Origin of the sequence: Micromonospora sp., assembly GCF_048594385.1 — a bacterium.
Classification (GTDB): domain Bacteria; phylum Actinomycetota; class Actinomycetes; order Mycobacteriales; family Micromonosporaceae; genus Micromonospora; species Micromonospora wenchangensis.
The window spans coordinates 1-13,578 of record NZ_JBMDWU010000437.1 but is presented as its reverse complement, the minus strand read 5'-3'; the positions used below and the strand labels follow the sequence as shown (position 1 = coordinate 13,578).

General features: G+C 68.6%; 15 protein-coding genes, 1 tRNA gene and 1 pseudogene. 10 read left to right on the top strand and 7 right to left on the bottom strand.

Translation table 11 applies throughout. The annotated features are described in order from the left end of the window. Window positions 1-864: 864 nt before the first annotated feature. Window positions 865-1,122, bottom strand: a complete 258-nt coding sequence (locus ACOJTC_RS23895) for a GntR family transcriptional regulator (protein ID WP_194821611.1) — start codon at window positions 1,120-1,122, stop codon at window positions 865-867. A 199-nt stretch (window positions 1,123-1,321) separates the two neighbouring features. Here ACOJTC_RS23895 and ACOJTC_RS23890 point away from each other — a divergent pair. Continuing rightward, window positions 1,322-1,593: pseudogene (locus tag ACOJTC_RS23890) on the top strand (hypothetical protein); the annotation flags it as partial. A 524-nt stretch (window positions 1,594-2,117) separates the two neighbouring features. On the opposite strand, the gene ACOJTC_RS23885 reads toward ACOJTC_RS23890, so the two are convergent. Then, the gene (locus tag ACOJTC_RS23885; RefSeq protein WP_420118564.1) at window positions 2,118-2,711 is read right to left on the bottom strand and encodes a hypothetical protein; all 594 of its coding nucleotides are present in this window, start codon (window positions 2,709-2,711) and stop codon (window positions 2,118-2,120) included. Between the two features lie 187 nt (window positions 2,712-2,898). Continuing rightward, on the bottom strand, window positions 2,899-3,756 hold the full coding sequence (locus tag ACOJTC_RS23880) for a sigma-70 family RNA polymerase sigma factor (RefSeq protein ID WP_420118563.1): 858 nt from the start codon (window positions 3,754-3,756) through the stop codon (window positions 2,899-2,901). Window positions 3,757-3,985: 229 nt separating this feature from the next. Here ACOJTC_RS23880 and ACOJTC_RS23875 point away from each other — a divergent pair, with 229 nt between their 5' ends. From ACOJTC_RS23875 to ACOJTC_RS23835, 9 genes are all read left to right on the top strand, one after another. Next, on the top strand, window positions 3,986-4,312 hold the full coding sequence (locus tag ACOJTC_RS23875; RefSeq protein WP_420118562.1) for a hypothetical protein: 327 nt from the start codon (window positions 3,986-3,988) through the stop codon (window positions 4,310-4,312). Window positions 4,313-4,510: 198 nt separating this feature from the next. After that, complete coding sequence (locus tag ACOJTC_RS23870) at window positions 4,511-4,633, top strand: hypothetical protein (RefSeq protein WP_255541994.1); 123 nt, start codon at window positions 4,511-4,513, stop codon at window positions 4,631-4,633. Window positions 4,634-4,732: 99 nt separating this feature from the next. After that, window positions 4,733-5,008 (top strand): hypothetical protein, encoded by a 276-nt coding sequence (locus ACOJTC_RS23865; RefSeq protein WP_420118561.1) that lies wholly within the window; start codon window positions 4,733-4,735, stop codon window positions 5,006-5,008. After that, on the top strand, window positions 5,008-5,244 hold the full coding sequence (locus ACOJTC_RS23860) for a hypothetical protein (protein ID WP_420118560.1): 237 nt from the start codon (window positions 5,008-5,010) through the stop codon (window positions 5,242-5,244). The genes ACOJTC_RS23865 and ACOJTC_RS23860 overlap by 1 nt, the downstream gene beginning before the upstream one ends. A gap of 382 nt (window positions 5,245-5,626) precedes the next feature. Next, the gene (locus tag ACOJTC_RS23855; RefSeq protein ID WP_420118587.1) at window positions 5,627-6,715 is read left to right on the top strand and encodes a cell division protein FtsK; all 1,089 of its coding nucleotides are present in this window, start codon (window positions 5,627-5,629) and stop codon (window positions 6,713-6,715) included. After that, window positions 6,712-7,632 carry a hypothetical protein gene (locus tag ACOJTC_RS23850; RefSeq protein WP_420118559.1) on the top strand — a complete coding sequence of 307 codons (921 nt, stop codon included), beginning with the start codon at window positions 6,712-6,714 and terminating at the stop codon, window positions 7,630-7,632. Before ACOJTC_RS23855 ends, ACOJTC_RS23850 begins: the two co-directional genes overlap by 4 nt. A 145-nt stretch (window positions 7,633-7,777) precedes the next feature. Beyond that, window positions 7,778-9,070 carry a replication initiator gene (locus tag ACOJTC_RS23845; protein ID WP_420118586.1) on the top strand — a complete coding sequence of 431 codons (1,293 nt, stop codon included), beginning with the start codon at window positions 7,778-7,780 and terminating at the stop codon, window positions 9,068-9,070. Then, on the top strand, window positions 9,067-9,249 hold the full coding sequence (locus ACOJTC_RS23840; RefSeq protein ID WP_194821601.1) for a helix-turn-helix transcriptional regulator: 183 nt from the start codon (window positions 9,067-9,069) through the stop codon (window positions 9,247-9,249). Before ACOJTC_RS23845 ends, ACOJTC_RS23840 begins: the two co-directional genes overlap by 4 nt. A gap of 1 nt (window position 9,250) precedes the next feature. Beyond that, a complete protein-coding gene (locus tag ACOJTC_RS23835; RefSeq protein WP_420118558.1) occupies window positions 9,251-10,489 on the top strand; it encodes a tyrosine-type recombinase/integrase in 1,239 nt (412 codons plus the stop codon). Window positions 10,490-10,554: 65 nt separating this feature from the next. Here the strand turns inward: ACOJTC_RS23835 and ACOJTC_RS23830 are convergent. The 4 genes from ACOJTC_RS23830 to ACOJTC_RS23815 all read right to left on the bottom strand — a co-directional run. Beyond that, window positions 10,555-10,626: transfer RNA gene (locus ACOJTC_RS23830), tRNA-Lys, on the bottom strand. 84 nt (window positions 10,627-10,710) lie between these two features. Continuing rightward, window positions 10,711-11,508: an ABC transporter ATP-binding protein gene (locus tag ACOJTC_RS23825; RefSeq protein WP_357925793.1), complete on the bottom strand. Its 798-nt coding sequence runs from the start codon at window positions 11,506-11,508 to the stop codon at window positions 10,711-10,713. Beyond that, complete coding sequence (locus ACOJTC_RS23820; RefSeq protein ID WP_420118557.1) at window positions 11,505-12,572, bottom strand: FecCD family ABC transporter permease; 1,068 nt, start codon at window positions 12,570-12,572, stop codon at window positions 11,505-11,507. Before ACOJTC_RS23820 ends, ACOJTC_RS23825 begins: the two co-directional genes overlap by 4 nt. Next, window positions 12,569-13,578, bottom strand: a 1,010-nt coding sequence (locus ACOJTC_RS23815; RefSeq protein ID WP_420118556.1) for a FecCD family ABC transporter permease, incomplete at its 5' end; no start/stop codon positions are given. The genes ACOJTC_RS23820 and ACOJTC_RS23815, both read right to left, overlap by 4 nt.

Below are 13,578 nucleotides of genomic sequence, written 5' to 3'. Positions count from 1 at the left end.
TGCCGGGATTCTCAGCCGGAGGTTGTCATGTCCACGGGGGACAGAAGTGTTAGTGGCCAGGAACACGAATTACTGCGACTACTGTTGTTGGGTCAGACCGTCGCCGCTGCGGCAGCAGCACTCTACGTCAGCACGAGGACGGCAGAAGGAATGCTCGCCAGGCTCCGCCAGCGCGCAAACGCACCCACCCTCTACGCGCTGGGAGCGAAAGCGGAACAGCTTGGTTGGCACGAAGAGGGAGAGGTGGTGAGTATCCGCCGCAGCAACGCCGAACCCTTGGACCCGATTGCCGGGGCCGCCTGAGGCTCCGATGCACCCTGTAGCCGGCCAGGCAGGGCCGGTTACATCGACGGCTGGTCTCGGAAGTCAAGGTGGTCGGTCGTTGGTGGGGTGGACCCGATCTCGAAGGCGAAATGGAAGGCGTCCAGCGGTGCCCTCCAGCGCACGGCCCACCGGCGTCCCGGCCGACGCCGGTGGGATCGAGGCCGCCAGCCTGCGGATCACGTGCAGATCTACGTTCACCGGGTGCCCGAAGAGGGACCGGCCGCGGGGCCCGGTGGGTGGCCGCAGGCGGGAGACGGGCAGTGCTCGGGGTCTGCGTGCAGACGAGGACCGGGGCTGCGTCGTGCCCCGGCTGCGTCCCGGTGACCTTCGTCAGACGCTTTCGCGTCCAAGGCGGATCGTGGTGGGCCGCCAGGGACTCGAACCCTTAGTGCTAGACGGCATTGGCGGATCAGCCTCAACCGGACGTATCCAGCCTGTGAGCAGGGCGGTAGCCCTCATCGCCTCTTGACGTTTTACAGGGGTTTCTGGTCTCAGTTGTGCCGGATCTGTGCCCGATGATCATGCACCGGACATCGAAGACTACTGACCCTCCGGCTTGACGAACGTTCCGCGCTGCGGCACCACGAACAACACGCCCTGGTCCACGAGTACCGCGATCGCGCGTCGCACGGTCGCCCGAGCAAGGCCGTACTCCTGGACAAGCTGAGACTCGGACGGGATAGCCCTGTTGGGCTGCCAGTCACCCCGACGAATCCGAGCCACGAGGATGCCGGCCAGTTGGCGATACGGCGGCAGTGGCGCGCCGTGATCGATGTCAGCGTCCGGGTCGGGCTCCATGCTGCTGACGCTAGAAGTCCTCCCATGATCGGCATCGACCTTCTACGTATCTAGACGTAGGTAGTCCAGCGTTGGTACGTTGCGGCTATCCCGCTGTGCTGGTCGTGGAGGCCCGAACCCGCCCCGGTGCGGCGTACCCCCTGCCCGGCCGGTCTCCTCCGAATCCGGTCGGGCAGGGCCACCGCAGGGAGGGAAGAGCATGCCTCTTGATCCACGGGCCTTACCTCGCCTCCAGCCCCCGACGCCGGGTGAGGAGCTGCTGATCAGCCGGGAGGCGTCGGTGCAGTTCGCGCGGACACCGGCGTTCGTGTTCCGGGTGATCTCGGTCTGCCCCCGGCCCACCTATGACGGCTGGGCGTGGGTGACCGGCTACCAGCTCGACGGCCAGGGCCAGGCCGTCCCAAGCGGGAGATCTTCGTACGGCTGGCGGGCCTCAAGCGGGTCCGTCGTGCTGATGGGCGCCTGACGTCGGGCTCGCCTTTCGTGTCACGGCCGAACACCCGGTGGACACCGCCACAGCAGCGCCTTTGACCTGACCCGGACCAGACTCGGAGCCGGCCCCTGGTCGACCACCCCGCCCACGGCGGCTCCCCACCCCCTTCCCAGGTGCCGGTTTTGAACTGACCTGGACAGAGGTAGGAGCTGGCACGGGGGGTCACCAGCTCGGGCACCGCGACCGCCGCCCCCATGCTTGGGGCTTGCCGGTCCTTCCCCGCGCGGCATTCTCGGAGCCCAGCTCCGGCGGCGGCCCGTCGTAGCGCCGGGGTACACGAGGGGTTGTCCGGCCGGCGTCGGGCGCTGCGCGTGCCCGAGTATCCCGCGTGCGTCCGGCCCGCCCGGCCGCGGCTGTCGATCGCTCCTCTTGCCACGCCGTGCGCCGGGGCGTGACCGGCCGCCAGGCCGCACGCGCGCCCCGGCGCGAACACGGCGGCGGGCCGCAGGCCCGCCCTTGACCAAGTAAAGAAAGTCTGAACACGCTACGCCCGGACCACGCGCTAAAGCCGACAGATCACCGCCGTGGCGTCGTCCCGATGCTTGTACCTCGGCCAGATCAAACCATCCGGATCACGGTCCTCATACTCCCGAGTGGCCGCGATCAAGGCGGATGGGCCCTGTTCGTAGGAGAAGGTCAGTAGCGCGGGCCAATCCATCGCTTTGAAGTCGGTCACCAGAAGAGCGGCACCATCCGACAGCAGGGCAGCGCCGCGTACCTCTTCCACAAGTCCGGACATCGCATGATCGGCCGCCGACGGGTCGACCTGCGCTACCCAGTAGCCGCCGGGCTGGTTTCTCACCTGTTGCTGTTCACGGATCAGCGTGAAGAGCGCGCTTTTGTCACTCTTGTCTTTGCCGGAACTGGCGGCCCGTGCGCTATCTGAAGCGTAGGCGTTGACCGACTTATCTTGTATCACTGCCGGCTCACCGCTGGTTCGATCAAGCGCTATGACGGAATCCGAGAGAACAAGATACTCCAGCGATTCTCCGACGTTTCTCACCATGGCTACCGTCGAGCACGGGGAGCCCGGATGTGCGAGGTCGCAGGAGTCGCGATGCATGGCCGCTACAGCGTCGATGGACTCCGCCAGCACCTCCCCTAAGCCACGACCAGAGCTGCCCGCAAGCCACAGCAGCTTGCTTCCAAGCTGGTGCACATACCAGGGCGTTCCATGGACACAGCCCGTCTCGGACGCCTCTGACAGTCCGTCAAGGACTACGGCAACACTCGTCGTGGCTCCGGCCCAATCCTCGTTCCTGCCATCGGGACGTCCGGATTCACTAGCTACGCTTACGTGCACTCTTCCTCCCGGGCTGATGGATTGGTGCCAGCAGTTCCGCGCGCTGAATCTGGCGCGATTCGGGGTCCCACTCGCATTCGACCAGACATGACCAACGAGTGGCCTTCACGTCCCGATACAGGTCGCTTAGCTCCTGTTCGAGATACATTGCCGCACCCTGACCACCTGGCGCATGGATTCCAGCCATGTAAAGCCAGTAACCTCGCCCGTCCGGCCTCGGCAGGCGACCCAGGTAGGCATAGTCACCGGGCCTACCCGAATCCTCCGGGGAACGGTACTGACGCCCGGTCGCCTTGTCGTGAAGATACCAACCTTCGGCGTCCTTCTCGAATCCGTAACGCTCGTCCGCCGCTAGCATCTGCGCAATCAGCGGTGACCGTCGCGGACCACAGATCACCACCAGGCCCTCACGGTTAAGATCAATTAGGCCGGGAGGAATGATGTACTCGACCTCGACGGGTTCCAAGCCAGTTCGGCGAACGGTGCGGTTAAGGATCTCGATCGCAGCCGCGTGCTCCTGGTGCACGACCGGACGCCCGGACCCGCTCTCCTGCTTGGTGTCGACTGCGAACGTCACGGTCGACCCCTCCGAGAACAGGATGCGCTCCGGGGCTCTCTTCGGCGCGGCGCTGAGCTGTGACAGCCGTGCGCGGCTGACGCCTGCTTTGTCGGCAATCTCCGCCAACGTCATACCTTGGCTGCGTAGGTAGTCCACGGCGTCCCGGCGCAGCTTGCCGAACTCAGCGATCGCAGCCTGATAGTCGGCCATCGCCTCAGTCGCCAGCCGAACCCGATCCAGCGGGTCCGGGGTGTCTCTGACCCTCTGTAGCTCTTCCACAGACTCTCCCTCCGGGGTGGTGAGGCCAGTCTAGTAAGGGGGGTTACGGAAACCTAGAGTGGCCCCTTGACGAAGGCTGAAGCCCGACTTACGGTTGTGGCGTAAGGGGGGTTACGGAGACAGCTCTAGACCCCTCCGGGGTTGGGCACCGCTGTATCCGCCCTACTCGGACCCACCTAAGGCAACGACGTCCGACCACCCGAGGGTCGACCGAAGGAGAGAAGCCCAGATGCGGAACATCCCTGTGAACCTGTCCGGCTACAAGCTGCGGGTGGTGGAGGAGCCGTCGATCAAGGCGGATCAGGACGGGAAGGTGCTCACGGCGTACGGCACGAATGACCCGCTGTTCACGGTGGCGGTGTTCGCCAAGCCGGTGGCGACGGAGGACGGCTACCGGGGCAAGGGCGAGGAACTGAAGGTCACGCTCTCGGCTGACCCCGGCCAGGTCGAGGAGGGGGAGCTGGTGGAGCTGATCGGGCCGACGGTGTCGCACTGGGAGCGCGATGGCCGGTCGGGTCTGACGTGGAAGGCGCAGGGCCTCAAGACCGCGCGGTGAGTCGGGCGCGTTTCTGATCGTTCGCCCCGCCCCTGTCTGGTGGGTGACCCGTTCGAGTCGGGTCGGGGCACTTTTGTCGAGGCAATGGGCCGTTGATCGGTTCATCCTCGGCAGCATGTTCATTGAGAATTCCACAGTGGATATAACCTTGCCTAAAACAGGTTGATATCACTATTCGACAATTGAAGGGAGGTTGCTATGTCTGATTTCGAGTTGACGCTTATCGGATTGCTGATTCTGTCGGTTTCGGTGAACGTCGGTTTGATTCGTCGTGAGACGCGTCGGTGGCGTCGGGTGTGGCGTCTGACGGGCCGGGAGTGACCGCCTGGTCGGTGGTTTCCATCCCTCCTGGGTGCGGGTTCCCCGGGGGTGGGTGGTGTCCACCGATCGTGTGGGCTTCCGTGACCGGGAGGAGCAGGTGTGGATTTGGTGCCGGAGTTGGTGAAGTCGATGACCGGCCGGCGGCGGTATGAGGCGTTGGTGGGCAACGTGCAGGGCCTGGCGATGCTCCTGGACGGCGTGAAAAGCCTGATCAAGTCGTGTGAGCCGCCACCCGGGATGGTGTACCAGTTCGCCGCCCGGATTGAGGACTTGGAGGACGCGCACCGCCAGGCGGTGGAGTCGCTTCGGGCGTTCAGCGTACGGGTCAAGACGTATGAGGCGGACCTGATCGCCAAGCCGTGGAAGGTGAACTGATGTCGTACCGGGTTACTGACACCTACGACGGGGTCAATCAGGCAATGCTCCTGATGCGCAAGTCGATGAAGGGAATGCCGGAGCGGTACCGCTACATGAAGCACTACGACGAGTTGCGTCGGGCGGTGGCGGTGCTGCTGCTCCTCCTCGAAGAGGCCACGCCGTGGCTGGAGGAGACCGACAAGGCGAAGCGGGCGACGACGCTCGCGAAGAAGATGCTCGAAGGGGTCCACTGACCGACAGTTCTTCGACGGAAAGGCCCGGGTTGGTAATCCGATCCGGGCCTTTTTCATGCTTAAAGCAGTGGCTATTGATCACTTTATGAATTGGTGAAGGTAGGTGCGGGAGATGGGTAAGCGCGTTCGGGGTTGGGAATGGCGTGTGGCGGGGTGGGCTGCCAGGCACCCCGGGTTCGTGGCGGCTCCGGCCGCGCTGGGCGCTGGTCTGGTTGAGTTCGGGCCGGCGACCACGGGCGGCGTGATGGCCGGTGCGATCGCTGCCGGGGTCGGCTGGTACCGGGGTCACCCGGACTCCTGGGAGCTGGTGGCAGCACCCCGGTTGCGGGCGGTGCGGCGGCGGTGGCTGTCCCGGGCTTACCTCGGGCCGTGGTGGAGCCGGGTGGTGGAGGCGTGCAACCTGGTCACGGTCCACCGCACGACGGGTGTGATCAACGTGCCCCGGATCATCCGTATCCGCTCGCACTCCCCGTCCACGGAAACCGTCTACGTGCGGCTGTTGCTGGGGCAGACGCCGAAGATGTGGGAGGAAGCCGCTGAGGCTCTGGCGGTGGCGCTGGGAGCTGAGCGGGTCGGCGTCGAGCGAGTGCGCCCCCAGGTGATCGCGTTGGTGGTGCAGCGGTCGGAGCCGTTCACGCAACCGATCATTCCGCCGGACCTGCTGGGCGATTCGGACGCGGTGGACCTGTCCCGGGTGTATCTCGGGGAAACCGAGCACGGCACCGATTGGGTTGCGCCGCTGCTGGGTCAGCACTGGCTTGTCGGCGGGGCTTCCGGGTCGGGGAAGAACTCGGTGACGTCGATGGCGTTGCGGGCGTGCGCGCCGCTGATCCGTGACGGCCTGGTCCGCCTGCACGTGGTCAACCCCAAGGGCACCGAACTCAACGCCTTGCAGCCGGTGTCGTACCGGTACGCCGAGACCGACGCCGACATCGTCGAGGTCATTCAGGGCTTCTGGGCCACGATGCAGGGTCGCAAGCGCACCTTGGCCGAGCAGGGCCGGCGGACCTTCACCATGTCCCGGGAAACCCCGCTTGACGTCCTGGTCCTCGATGAGCTGGGCGCGGTGACCGGGTACGGCGACCGGTCGTTGACCAAAGGCGCTCAGGCCGTCCTGCCGCTGATCCTGTCGCAAGCTCGGGCGTTGGGCGGCAGCGTGGTCGGCGCGCTCCAGGAACCCACCAAGGACGTCATCCCGCAGCGGGACCTGTTCTCCCTGCGGGTGTGCCTGCGGACCACCTCGGCCGGGCACGTCGACATGGTCCTCGGTGAGGACATGCGCCGCCGGGGAGCGCTCGCGGATGAGATCCCGAACGTGCCGGAGTCGGCCGGCATCGGGTTCGTCGTGAAGCAGCGTTCCCGTACCCCGGTGCGGGTCCGGGCCGCGTACTGCGACGACTCCGACATCGCCGAACTCGTCCGCGTCGCCGGCTGGCCGGTGTCCGAACTCGCTACGACGGGCCAGCGATGAGCGACACGCAGCAGGGCGCCAAGCCACCTCGGCCGGTCCGGAAGCTGAGCAAGCGTCTCGACGTGGCCCGTCAGCTTCACGACCTAGAGCAGGACGCCGCCGCGCTCGACATCGTCGACATCGAACGCCTACGGGTGTCGGTGACCCGGTCGCTATGGGTGTTCCTGGCGGTCGGGTCGGTGTTCACCACCACCGGCGTTCAGGACTTCCTGGCCGGAAACCTCACCCCGGCCGACCCGGTGTGGTGGGGCTGCTGGGGCGTCGAACCGTGCCTGGTCGGCATCCTCATCACGATCCTGCGCTGGGAAGCCGCGATGATCGCCCGGAGCATCGACATCGACTCTCGGGCCGTCGACTGGCTCAAACGGTTCCTCCTCGGCTCCACCCTCGTCATGAACGTCGTACCGGCGCTCTGGCCTCGGGAAGGCTCGATCAGCGCGGGCATGCTCGCCGCGCACATCATGGTCCCGGTCCTGGTGTTCTTCCTGGCCGAAGTCATGCCGATCGTGCAGGCACGCTGTACCCAGGCACGCCGAGCCGTCGTCCTGACCAATCCTGAGACCAACTATCCCGAACCCGCCGAGTTGACCCCGGCCGCGACGGCTGTCCCCGCACCTTCGCGGCAGGTCGCCCCCGTTGCCCCGGTCGAGATCCCGGCCGTTCCGGTCATGCCGCAGACCACCCCCACCCCGGCCCCGGTCGCCCCGCCGCAGACTCCGGTTCCGGCTGTGGTGGTGGGGCTGGAGGGGCTGGGCATCCCGGTAGCTATCCAGGCGCAGATTCGGCAGCTCGTCGCGGACTCGCCCGATCCTGTGACGGCCGTCGACGTCCAACGCGCCACCCGCCTACCGCTGCCGATCGCGGCCCGGGTGATCGACCGGCTCACCCCGGTCACCGCCAACGGCTACCAGCACTGACCTTCACTCGCCATGGCCTGCCGTGCCCCTCAGAGCACCCGGGGGCACGGCAGGCCCGTCCCGGAGGGATTCCATGTCATCACCACCCCGCACGCCCCAACGGGCGTACGACGGGCACGACGCTGAGGCAGCCCTGTCCCGGTGGATGCGGTCGCCGGCGTACAAGGAATGGCGGGCCGGCGTCGAGAGCGTCAAGGGCTGCCTCCAGCCGGTCCGCCTCGTCGGCAAGTGGGAGGTCCGCCACCTCGGCACCGGAGACCTGATCGCCTCACGGCAGGGCCGGGTGTGGGCCTCCTGCGGCACCCGCCGCGCCGCCGTCTGCCCCACCTGCGCCGACCGGTACGCCGCCGACGCCTGGCACCTAATCCACGCGGGCATGTCCGGCGGCAAGGGCGTCCCCGACACCGTCGCCCGGTCGACTCGCCTGTTCGTGACCCTCACCGCCCCGTCGTTCGGCACCGTCCACAACCGGCCCGGCAAGCGGCCCTGCTCCTGCGGACGCTGGCACCCCGAGGGACATCCGCTCCTGGGTAGCCCGCTCGATCCGGGCACCTACGACTACGTCGGGGCGGTGCTGTGGCAGGCACACAGCGGCCAACTCTGGCACCGGTTCACCATCGCCCTCCGCCGGGCCATCGCCGCCGCTGGCGGCCTTACCGTCCGCGCGTCCGGGGCGCACCTGCGGATCTCCTACGCGAAGGTTGCCGAGTATCAGCGGCGCGGCCTGGTCCACTTCCACGCGGTCATCCGCGCTGACGGACCCTCCGGCCCGGACTCGACGCCTCCGGCCTGGCTCACCCCGGACGTGTTGGCCGACGCGGTCCGTATCGCGGCTTCGTCCGTCGAGCTGGACACCGCCCGACCCGACGGAACCGCGCTGGTCCTCCAGTGGGGCAAGCAGGTCGACGTCAAGGACATCACCGCCACCGACATCGACATAGATGGCGGCGACGATGGCGACCAGGTCGTCAACGACACCCGGCTTGCCGGCTACATCGCCAAGTACGCCACCAAGGGCACCGGGGCCACCGAAACCGGAGACCGGCGCATCCGCTCACAGGAACACATCGCGCTCCTACGGGTGTCCGACCACCACCGGGCCATGATCCAAACCGCGTGGGACCTCGGCGGCCTCGACCAGTACACCGAACTCAAGCTGCGCCACTGGGCGCACATGCTCGGTTTCCGGGGCCACTTCCTCACCAAGTCCCGCATCTACTCGACGACCTTCAAGAACCTCCGGGCGGAACGTCAGGCCCACCAGCTCCGCACGGCGCTTACCGATGCCGGCCTGCCCGACGACACCGACGTCCTGGTCGCCAACGACTGGCAGATCCTCGGCATCGGCTACGACACCCCCGAACAACTCGAACTCGCCACCGCGATCGGTGACCGCATCCGCACGACCCGACAGCAAGCCAGGAAGGAACCCCGATGAACGCCACCCCCGAACGGCTGTGGAGCGTCACCGACGTCTCAGCGTTCCTCGGCATCCCGGTCGGCACCCTCTACCAGTGGCGGCACCGCCGGATCGGTCCCCGCGCCTCCCGGGTCGGCCGGCACCTCCGATACGACCCTGCCGACGTCCGCGCCTGGTTCGACCAGAGGGCGGCCTGACATGCCTATTGATGACCTGTGGTATCTGACCAAGCGCGGGCCGGACAAGAAGCGACTCCCGTCGAAGCGACACGGCCGGGGCAAGCGGTGGCGGGTGCGCTACGCCGACGGTGCCGGTGAGCCTCGGGAGCGCCTGTTTGAGCGCAAGGTCGACGCGGACGCCTTCGACCTCGAATGCCGTTCGGGAGTGGCGGCCGAGGTGAAGGCCAGGCGTGAGACGGAGCGGCTGACCTTCGCCGAGTACGCGCAGCGGTGGAGGGAAGCGCGGGAGTCGGGCTGGGCCACGGAGACGCGACGGCGCATTCCGCAGAACCTGCGCAAGCACCTTTTGCCCGTCTTCGGTGCGAGGCCGATACGCTCCATCAACCTGACTGACGTGCTGGCATGGCTCAGCCGCCTACTCGATGACGGAACGCCGAAATCGTCGGTCAGCCTGTACTTCGGCCTGTTCAAGACCATCATGAACGCCGCTGTTGTCGACAAGGTGATCCCCGACAACCCGTGCAACGGCGTGAAGCTTGCCCAGATCCTGCGCGGTCTGTCGCGGGCACCGAAGTGGGTCCCGACCGGTGATCAGGTGCTCAAGCTCGTCGAGGTGGTCCCGCGCCGGTACCGGGCCGCCATCTGGCTGGGAGCGGGGGAGGGGCTTCGTCTCGGTGAGGTACTGGGCATGGAACACGGCCCGCGCTGCGCGGACTTCGACCGTGGAGAGCTGCACGTCGTCCAGCAGCTACGGCACTCTCCGGAGCACTTCGGCGGCTTCTACCTCTCGACACCCAAGAGCGGTTCCACCGGCACCGTCGACCTGGATGCGGTCGTCGCCGAGGAACTGACCGCCCACATCAGCGACGTCGGCCCCGTCGAGTTCATCCTTCCCGACATCACTACGGGGGAGCGGCGGACTCGTTCGGTCGCCTTCCTGTTCACCTCGTCCCGGGGGAAGCTGCTGACCGACAACTACTGGTCGGAGCTGTGGGCGGGCTGGCGCGAAGCCGCCGGCTGGCCGAAGGAGGGCACCTTTCACTCCCTGCGCCACTTCTTCGCCACCACCCTGATGAGCAATGGCGTCGAGCCCCAGGAGGTACAGAACGCGCTCCGACACGCCAACCTGCGGATCACGCTGGAAACCTACGTTCACTGGATGCCAAAGAAGGACCGGCCGCGCGGCCTGGTCGGTGGCCTCCTGCGGAACGCAGACAGCACACGGCGGGAACCTCGCGCCGACCAACATTCGAGCTGAGTTGTGCCCTGGTTGTGCCCGATGATCTTTGTCTGGCGCGTTCCCAGCTCAGAGGCGGTGAAGAGTGGGCCGCCAGGGACTCGAACCCTGAACCTAAGGATTAAAAGTCCTCAGCTCTGCCATTGAGCTAGCGGCCCGTTCGCCCACAGGTTACCCGACCACGCCCTCCCGGTCGGGTACGCCTGCGGGCGGCCCCGGAGACCGGGCCGCCGTCGCCCACCTCATCCGGCGGCCGGTTCCCGGGTGTCGGCCGGTACGACCATGGGTGCCCCGGTGACCGGGTCGGGGACCACCTGGTTCGGCATCCCGAACACCTCGGCGACGAGCCCTGCACCGACGGTCGACGCCGGGTGCCCCTCGGCCACGATCCGGCCGTCGCGCATCGCCACCAGGTGGGTGGCGTACCGGGCGGCGTGGTTGAGGTCGTGCAGCACGGCCACCACGGTGCGTCCCCGGGTGACGAGGCGGTGCAGCACGTTGAGCACGTCGATCTGGTGTGCCACGTCCAGGTAGGTGGTGGGCTCGTCGAGCAGGACGAGGGGCGTCTCCTGGGCGAGCACCATGGCGATCCAGGCCCGTTGGCGTTGCCCGCCGGAGAGTTCGTCGACCCGCCGGTCGGCCAGGTCGGTGGTGCCGGTGGAGTCGAGCGCCGACTCGACGGCCTCCTCGTCGGCGTGGGAGAAGCGGCGCAGCACCCGTTGGTGGGCGTAGCGGCCCCGGCCGACCAGTTCGCGGACGGTGATCCCCTCGGGCGCGGTCATGGTCTGCGGCAGCAGCGCGATCCGCCGGGCGCGTTCCTTCGCCGGCAGGGTGACCAGGTCCGATCCGTCGAGCGTGACCCGACCCTCGGCGGGGCGGAGCAGCCCGGACAGCGCCCGCAGGAGCGTCGACTTGCCGCACGCGTTGGGCCCGATGAGGACGGTGAACGAGCCGTCGGGCACGGCGAACGACAGGTCGGCGCTGACGGTCCGCTGGTCGTACCGGAGGGTGACGTTCTCGGCCCGCAGCCGCGCGGTCAGCTGGTCGACCATCGGGTCCTCCTGATCTCGTGGACGAGCAGCCAGAGCAGGTACGCGCCGCCGAGGGTGACCGTGACCACCCCCACCGGCACGGTCAGCGGGATCACGTGCTGGGCGATCAGGTCGGCGCCGAGCAGCAGCAGCGCCCCGACCCCGGCGGTGGCGGCGAGCGGCAGGCCGGGGGCCCGGACGAGCCGGCGGGCGATCTGCGGGGCGGCCAGGGCGACGAAGGAGATCGGGCCGGCGACGGTGGTGACCGCGCTGACCAGGGCGACCGCGATGACCACGAGGACGGCGCGGTTGCGCTCGACCGCGACTCCGCTGGCGGCGGCGACGTCGTCGCCCAGTTCGAGCTGGGCCAGGGCCGCCGCCCACAGTGGGGTGACCGCCAGCAGCACCAGGATGATCGCGGCGGCCGGCCAGACCACGTCGGCGGTGGCAGCGTTGAGCGAACCGGCACCCCAGGCGGCGGCGAACAGCGCCGTCTCCAGGTCGGCGCGCAGCAGCAGCCAGGTGTTGGTGGCGGCGAGCATCGAGGAGACGCCCACCCCGACGACGATGAACCGGAACCCGGAGAGCCCGTCCCGGTAGGCGAGCAGGTAGATCGCCAGCGCCGCGAGCAGGCCGCCGGCGAGTGAGCCGAGCATCAGCAGGTGCCAGCCGCCGCCGAGCAGCAGCAGGGCGATCAGCATGCCGGTGAACGAGCCGTTCGCCAGGCCGATGATGTCCGGGCTGGCCAGCGGGTTGCGGGTGATGGTCTGGAAGATCGCCCCGGCGACGCCGAGCGCCGCGCCGAAGGCGACGGCGGCGGCGATGCGGGGCAGCCGCCACTCCAGTACGACGGTGCGGGTCAGCCCGTCGATCCGGCCGCCGAGCACGCCGAGCACCTCGTCGAGGCGCAGCGGGAAGTCACCCAGCCAGAGGCCGAGCACCGCCAGCGCCGCGACGACGAGCGCGGCGGCGGCGCAGACGGCGGCTTCGCGTACGCCGACGGTCACGTGCCGGTGGTCGGTGCCGAGCAGCAGCCGGCGACCCCCGGCGGTGCGGCGGACCGGCCGGTTCACAGCGCGGTCGCCCGTCGGCGTCGGGCGAGCGCGATCAGCATGGGCGCACCGACGAACGCGGTGACGATGCCGACGGGCATCTCGCTGGGCAGGACGGCGATCCGGCCGAGCACGTCGGCCAGCAGCACCAGCATCCCGCCGGCCAGCAGGGACCCGGCGAGGATCCGGCGCTGGTCGGTGCCGACGCCCCAGCGCACCAGGTGCGGCACCACGAGCCCGACGAACGAGATGGGGCCGGCGATGGCGCTCGCCCCACCGGCGAGCAGGGTCACCGCGCCGAGCACGAGCAGCCGGGTCCGGACCAGGCTGACGCCCTGGGCGGCGGCCAGGTCGGGGCCGAGCGCGAGCGCGTTGAGGCTGCGGGCCGCGACCAGCGCGGCGAGCAGCCCGGCCACGATCAGCGGCAGCACCGGCAGCACCACGGCGGTGTCGCGTTCGAGCAGGCTGCCGGCGTTCCAGCCGCGCATCCGGTCGAAGGTGTCGGGGTGGGTGAGGGTGATCCCGGTGGTCAGGCCGGCGAGCACGGCACCGGTCGCCACCCCGGTCACCAGCAGCCGGGTGGGGGTGGCCCGCAGGTCGGCGGCGCCGCCGACGGCGTACACGGCGACGGCGACCAGGAGCGCGCCGAGCAGGGCGAGCCACATGTAGCCGGCCGGCGAGGTGATCCCGAAGAAGGCGATGCCGGCGGCGACGAACGCGGCGGCACCGGCGTTGACGCCGAGGATGCCCGGTTCGGCGAGCGCGTTGCGGGTGAACGCCTGCATCAGCGCGCCCGCGACCCCGAGGCCGGCTCCGACGAGCAGCCCGGCGAGGGTGCGCGGGAGGCGCTGCCCCCAGACGACGTACTGCGCGGTGTCGCTGCCCGCGCCCCGCAGCGCCGCCCAGACGTCCGCCGGGGGCACCGGGTTCGCGCCCACGAAGACCGACAACACCAGCGACCCCACGAGTACGACGACCGCGCCGACCAGCCACCGCCTGGTGGTACGGCGACGCGCGGTACGGCCGG